Origin of the sequence: Ochrobactrum sp. XJ1 (assembly GCF_024701725.1) — a bacterium.
In the GTDB taxonomy this organism is placed as follows: Bacteria; Pseudomonadota; Alphaproteobacteria; order Rhizobiales; family Rhizobiaceae; genus Brucella; species Brucella anthropi.
Genome location: NZ_VDGD01000044.1, coordinates 1 through 5,174, shown reverse-complemented (window position 1 = coordinate 5,174; position 5,174 = coordinate 1). Strand labels below are relative to the sequence as shown.

Below are 5,174 nucleotides of genomic sequence, written 5' to 3'. Positions count from 1 at the left end.
GGCGCTTCATGCGCCGTTTCAACTCGGTCGATAGGGTCGTGCGGTGGTAGGGCGACAGTTTGCACCAAGCCTTGATTTCATCGGCCGTCCGGCCGCAGCCCAAGCACCATTTGTTGCGTGGGTCGAAGCGACAGACATCGGTGCAGGGCGAGTCATTCTTCATTACGAACCTTATTTGAGATAGGCGCGGACGACGTCGATCAGTTCGGCCGCGCCTTCATCTCGTTCCTTCTGGGTAAGCCCCTCTGCGACAAGGTGCATGCGGATGTGGTCTTCAATCACCTCGCCCATGAGGCCGTTCATCGCACCCCGTGCTCCGGCGATCGACTGCATGACCTCGACGCAGCCCTTTTCCTCATCAAGCATCCGCTCGATGCCTTCCATCTGCCCGCGAATACGGCGTACGCGGTTGATTAGCTTTTGCTTCTCGCGGATGGTGTGGGTCATGCGGATACTCCTCGGATGCAACGGTTGATGGCTAGGCCGCGCGAGCTTCGACCTCCACCGTCACATGTGACAAATCATGGATGGCGGCAAGTTTTGCGCGGTAGTATGACGGCGTTTGAGGGTGATCGGCTACAATCGAGACGATCGCGCCATGGTGGCCAGGTCCGAGCTGCCAGATGTGAAGATCAACGATCTCAGCGCCTTCTTTGACGATGATCTCCTGAATTTCCTCCGGCAGGTCTTCGCCCTGCGGAATGTAGTCGAGAAGCACACCGCCTGCGTCGCGGATCAGCCCCCACGACCAACGGGCGATCACGATGGCTCCGACAATGCCGATTGCCGGATCAAGCCATAGCCAGCCGTAGAGGCTGCCGAAGACTAGCGCGGCAATCGCCAGAACGGAGGTCAGGGCATCAGCCAGCACGTGGACATAGGCGGCGCGAAGGTTTTGATCCTTCCCTGCCGCGTGCCCGTGGCCATGGTCATGCCCGTGTTGGTGGTCGTCCTTAAGAAGCCACGCGCACACAAGGTTCACAATCAGGCCGACGACAGCCACCATAATGGCTTCCTTGAAATTGATCGCGACGGGTGATTGGAAGCGCAGGAAACTCTCCCAGCCGATCAGCAGCGCGATCAGCGCCAGCACCACGGCACTCGCAAAGCCTGCGAGGTCTCCGAGCTTGCCGGTGCCAAAGGAAAAGCGGCGGTTACTGGCGTGCTTGCGGGCGTAGAGATAGGCCAGCGCAGCGATGAGGAGGGCAGCGGCATGGGTGGACATATGCCAGCCGTCCGCCGTCAGAGCCATCGACCCGAACATATTACCCGCGACGATCTCCACCACCATCATGGTCGCGGTGATCGCGATCACCAGCCACGTGCGCCGCTCGTTCCGGTCGTGGTTGTCGCCAAGGAAGAAATGCTCATGGGCGGCGTCGAGCGAACGGCCATGATCGTGCGGGTGGGTGTGGTCATGCGCATGCCCGTGGGATGAACTCATCGCCAAAACTCCTTCATAATGATATAGGGGAGTACACTATATCATTATAGTGGGCAACACGCTTCCGAGAAGGTGTCACGCCACGAAGTGATGGATCTGTCCGACGTTTGAGAACATGGGGTGGTCACGCAGCGAGAATGGATGTTTCGCGCCGCAGTGGCCTGAGATCGGCGCTATCCGTCGGGGTCCAGATGTAATCGCCGGTGAGACTGATATGCTGCCACCCGAGCGGGGTGACGTGTTTGATCACGTCGGGCGGCGTGGGAATGCCTTCTCGATTGAGCTCGGCGAAAGCCGGTTCGAGATAGAGCGTATTCCAGTAGACGATGGCATTGATGAGCAGGTTCAGCCCGGACGCCCGATAGAACTGGCTCTCGAAGGTCCTGTCCCGCAATTCTCCGAGACGGTTGAAGAACAGCGCGCGGGCCAAGGTGTTCTGGGATTCGCTCTTGTTGAGGCCGGCAGTCGCGTTCCTGCGCATTTCGGGGTTCTGCCACCACTGGGGCAGAAAGATGGACCGATTGATGCGCCCAAGATCCCGTAGCGCCAGCGCCAGTCCGTTCTGACGCGGGAATGCGGAAAGCTTGGCCAGCAGGGTTGAAGGCCGAACCTGACCGGAACGGATCGTCGTGACCAGCCGCAGAATATCGTTCCAGTTTGCCTTGATCCGCTCGACGTTGATGGGTTCGCCGACGAGCGACGCCAGATTTTCGGGAGGCGTGTCGCCAGGAAAGAGATAAAGTCTGCGATCCTTGAGACCACGTAGCCGGGGCACAAGCTGGAACCCCACCAGATGGCAAAGAGCGAAGCTCATGTCGCTGACCCCGCCTGTATCGACATAGTGGGTTTCGATGGCGAGGTCGCTGCCATGATAGAGCAGACCGTCAAGGACGTAGATTGCTTCGCTGGCGTTGGCATTCATGGCGATGATATGGAAAGCGCCATACTGGTCTGAGGTGAAGCGATAGAATTTGGCGCCGGGATTCGGGCCATAGCGGGCGTTGAGATCGCCGATCGCCTCGGCGTGTCCGCCCGCCGGAAAATACTGGCCATCTGAGGAAGAAGTTGTTCCGTCACCCCACAAGCTTGCGAGAGGCAATTGCCTCTGGGCGTTGACAAGAACGGCATGTGCGGCGGTGTAGCCTTCTTCGCGAATATGCCAGTCGTGCGCCCAGGCGAGTTGGCGCATCGTGTTCCCGGGAGAAACGTCCGCCATTCTGGTGAGACCGAGATTGATGCCGTCCGCCAAGATGGCGGTGAGGAGCGCAAGCTTGTTGTCGGCCGTTCGACCACTGCGCAGATGGGTGAAGGCGTTCGAAAATCCCGTGCGGGCATCAACCTCTAGCAAAAGGTCAGTGATGCGGATCGCAGGCAGACGGCTTTCCACTTGTCGCTTCAGCGACTTGGCGATGTCTGGAAACATTGCCTTGTGCGGCGTGACGCTGAACCCCGCTCCGGTCAGTTCGACATCGTCGAGTTCGCCGGCTACGGCCAGACGGGAAAGGTCGGCCAGCCCGCCGTTCAGGATCTGGCGCTGCTGGCTGAGGTAAGTTTCCACGTCGGTATCGACTGCGACCGGGAGCGGCCCTTCCTCGCGCATCAGTTCGAATGTCGGCGTGGGGATAAGGAAGCTTTCGAAGGATTGGAAGCGCTTGGCCCCTTCTACCCAGACATCGCCGGCATCGAGCCGGCGTTTCAGTTCGCTGAACAGGCAGAGTTCATAGGCCCTGCGATCGATCTTACCATCCTGTAGTATGAGAGGCATCCAGCTTTTCGGCGCGAAGGAGATCGGTGCCTTGTCCGGTATCGCCCGTTTGCCCTTGTGGTAGAGATCCGCGATCACGGATAGCGCCCGCAGGAGGTTCGCCGCCACGGCGTGACCGCGGAACACGAGTGTCGACAGGAATTGCGGTGCCAGTTTCCGGATCGTCGGATAGCGCAGGAGCATTTCGATTTTGCCGTCGATGACATCCGGAGCGATCAGCATATCGACCGCCTGGACACTGGTCGTAAAGGCCGGCCATTGGATGACCCGTTCGAGCGCTTTGGCGATATCCTCGCCTTTGTCCCTCGCCTCGATGATCGCATGGCAAACCTTCGAAACGTCCTTCAATGGCTTCTGCACGTCGCGGACGGATCGGATGACGCGAGCGGCGGCCTGGTTATCGGCTCGCCGCGTCAGGATTCCCATGAGTTTCTTGAACATGTCAATGGTGCAGTCGGTGAGATGGTGGGAAAGGTGGAGCACCGTCGCAGCCAGGACGGCATGCCGGCGTTCGGGATTGAGGTCGCGCAGATGCTGCGCGCTCATTCGTGTCCCCTCTGCCGCGAATTCGTCAAAGACCTTGGCCGGAATGCGCTCCATCAACGTCATCGGCAGGTTCAGAGACCGCAGAAAGCGAATGCGCTCGGCAATCCTGTCGAGATTGACCGCGGCTGGCGATAATGCCGGTGTTCTTGCCCAGGCAAGGACGGTCACGCTCGTCCCCTCACGCGGGTCGAGAAGCTTGTCCAGATCGAGCTTCTGGCCTTCTGACATCCCGCCCGCCAAGGCCCGATGAGCAATCCGAATGCCGCGCCTGATCGCCACATGAATGATAGCTTCGAGCGCCGCGCGCGTCGGCAGGAGAGTTCTCCGACGTCGCAGTTCCTCCACTACCATATCTGCCAATACATCGGCCTGGCGCATGGTTTGTGCGGCAGGCGTCAGCCAACCGGTCAGTATCCGCACATCTGCAGGGACAAAAGGGCGCATCTGCATTCGATCGACAAGCAGCGCGAGATGCTCGCGTCGGGTCTGCGACCGTTCGAAATAACGATCGATCTCACGATGATCGACGCCGATCTGCCGCGCCAGAAACCGCAAGACGCCAGACGGCAGGATTTCGCCATCCGCTAGCGGTCGGCCAGGATAACGCAGTGTGGCCAGAACACAGGCGAGGCCCAGCCGATTCGAGGCTTTGTTCTGCCGCATGATCAGGTCGAGTTCCGATCGATCCAGCGTGTAATGTTTGGCGATTTCCCTTTCGTCAACCGGGATGGTTGTCGCCTGTCGCCACCATGCTTCGCTCAGTAATACTCTTCGCGCCATTCTCTGATCTTCCAGATTCGTTGGAGAGAGTGCAGCGAACTGGAAAATGCGTGTCCGACAAACGGACGTTTTGCGGTGTCCACAGATTTTGTCCGCAAAGCTTGTTACTCGACGGGAAATCGGACATTGTCCGCATTTAACAAGAAAACGGACAAATCGTGTCTCATGACTGCCATAGGCTATGCAAGAGTCTCTACCGAAGACCAGGATACCGCACTGCAACTCGACGCATTGCGCAAGGCTGGCTGCGAAAAGCTATTCGAGGACAAAGCATCGGGTGTGAAAACCGACCGACCAGGACTGACGGAAGCTATTCGCTATGCTCGGGAGGGCGACACGCTGACGGTCTGGAAACTCGATCGTCTCGGTCGATCAATGAAGCACCTGATCGACATCATCACCGAGCTGGAAGCCAAGGGCGTTGGCTTCCGATCCATCACCGAAAACATCGACACAACTACGCCCGGCGGTCGTTTGGTCTTTCATCTGTTTGGCGCGCTGGCTCAATTCGAGCGTGATCTCATCCGGGAAAGAACCCGCGCCGGTCTGCAAGCCGCAGAGGAACGGGGCCGGCGCGGTGGTCGCCAGGCGGTCGTGACACCAGAAAAGCTCGCAAAGGCCCGCCAGCATATCGCGGCT

The 5,174-nt window shown here is 59.1% G+C and carries 5 protein-coding genes; 1 reads left to right on the top strand and 4 read right to left on the bottom strand.

All coding sequences use genetic code 11. The features are described from left to right. The 4 genes from FG152_RS26950 to FG152_RS26935 form a co-directional block, all read right to left on the bottom strand. On the bottom strand, window positions 1–163 hold a 163-nt coding region (locus tag FG152_RS26950), incomplete at its 3' end, for a DUF1289 domain-containing protein (RefSeq protein WP_498989423.1). An 8-nt stretch (window positions 164–171) separates the two neighbouring features. Beyond that, window positions 172–447, bottom strand: a complete 276-nt coding sequence (locus FG152_RS26945) for a metal/formaldehyde-sensitive transcriptional repressor (RefSeq protein WP_094574557.1) — start codon at window positions 445–447, stop codon at window positions 172–174. A gap of 31 nt (window positions 448–478) precedes the next feature. Then, window positions 479–1,444, bottom strand: a complete 966-nt coding sequence (gene dmeF, locus FG152_RS26940) for a CDF family Co(II)/Ni(II) efflux transporter DmeF (RefSeq protein ID WP_094574555.1) — start codon at window positions 1,442–1,444, stop codon at window positions 479–481. A 124-nt stretch (window positions 1,445–1,568) separates the two neighbouring features. Continuing rightward, on the bottom strand, window positions 1,569–4,535 hold the full coding sequence (locus FG152_RS26935) for a Tn3 family transposase (RefSeq protein ID WP_259030759.1): 2,967 nt from the start codon (window positions 4,533–4,535) through the stop codon (window positions 1,569–1,571). Window positions 4,536–4,700: 165 nt separating this feature from the next. Between FG152_RS26935 and FG152_RS26930 the strand changes: the two genes are divergently transcribed. Then, a partial coding sequence (locus tag FG152_RS26930; protein WP_498989421.1) for a recombinase family protein occupies window positions 4,701–5,174 on the top strand: 474 nt, incomplete at its 3' end.